Raw genomic sequence first — 1,226 nt, 5'->3', positions numbered from 1 at the left:
GCTGTGAGTTCAATGGCTCGATGCAACGCTATCCTTAATCAAGGGGGGACGTTGCCATGAAACGAAGAACTCGTATTAACTACACGCCAGAGCAGAAGGCAATTATCTGGGATAGATATAAACAAGGTGATTCCCTGCATGATATCGCCAGAATGTTCGACAGATTTCATTCTTCTATCATGCCCACAATCCACCAGACAGGTGGCTACCGTCCTCCCGTTCGAAAGCGGCATCGATTAGCGCTTACGCTTGATGAAAGAGAAGAAATATCCAGAGGATTGGTAGCAAAACTCAGTATCAGGGACATCGCTGCCAACTTATCAAGAGCACCCTCAACGATTAGCCGCGAGGTCAGGAGGCACGGAGGTGCCAAGCAATACCGTGCAGCAAAAGCCGACAATGCTGCTTGGGAAAATGCTCTGAGACCAAAACCTTGCAAGCTAATTGAAAGCCCCACATTGTGTAAAATCATTGCAGAGAAGATGCATCAGGACTGGTCGCCGGAACAGATCGCCGGTTGGCTGAAACGCTGTTATCCGGATAATCAGGAAATGCATGTGTCACACGAAACGATTTATAAAACGCTTTTTATACAAACCCGGGGGGCATTAAAAAAAGAGCTGCAGCAATGCCTCAGAAGCGGAAGAGCGGTTCGTAGATCCCGAACGTCATCACTTAAAGGGAAAGGATTAGGGAAAATCCCGAATGCGATACCTATCAGCGAAAGGCCACCGGAAGCCTCAGACAGAGCCATCCCTGGTCACTGGGAAGGTGATCTGATCCAGGGCTCGAAAAACTCCTATATCGTCACCCTCGTAGAACGCCATTCCCGCTTTGTTATGTTAGCCAAAATCAGGGACAACAAGACCATAACGGTTATATCTGCACTCATCAGACAAGCCCGGGAATTACCTGTTGAGCTATATAAAACATTAACCTGGGATCGGGGAGCTGAAATGACCAGCCACACCCGGTTTACTGTAGCAACAGACATCCAGATTTACTTCTGTGATCCTCAATCTCCCTGGCAACGTGGCTCAAATGAAAATACGAACAGGTTGCTAAGACAATATTTTCCAAAAGGAACTGACTTATCGGTTCACAGTCAGCACAGACTAAACAGCGTTGCCAGACAGCTCAACGAAAGACCGAGAAAAACGCTAGACTATGAATCACCCGCAGAACGGTTCAATAAGTGTGTTGCGTCCATCAGTTGAACTCACAGC

Annotated in this window: 1 protein-coding gene; it reads left to right on the top strand. The window is 47.5% G+C overall.

What is annotated here, in order from left to right; all coding sequences use genetic code 11:
• The first annotated feature begins 56 nt into the window (after positions 1 to 56).
• Positions 57 to 1,217 (top strand): IS30 family transposase, encoded by a 1,161-nt coding sequence (locus tag RM368_RS38585; RefSeq protein ID WP_200538987.1) that lies wholly within the window; start codon positions 57 to 59, stop codon positions 1,215 to 1,217.
• Positions 1,218 to 1,226: the final 9 nt, after the last annotated feature.

The organism is Nostoc sp. DedSLP03 (assembly GCF_034530815.1).
In the GTDB taxonomy this organism is placed as follows: Bacteria; Cyanobacteriota; Cyanobacteriia; order Cyanobacteriales; family Nostocaceae; genus Nostoc.
Note: the sequence above shows the minus strand (reverse complement) of the source record. Positions and strands in the feature narration are given on the sequence as shown.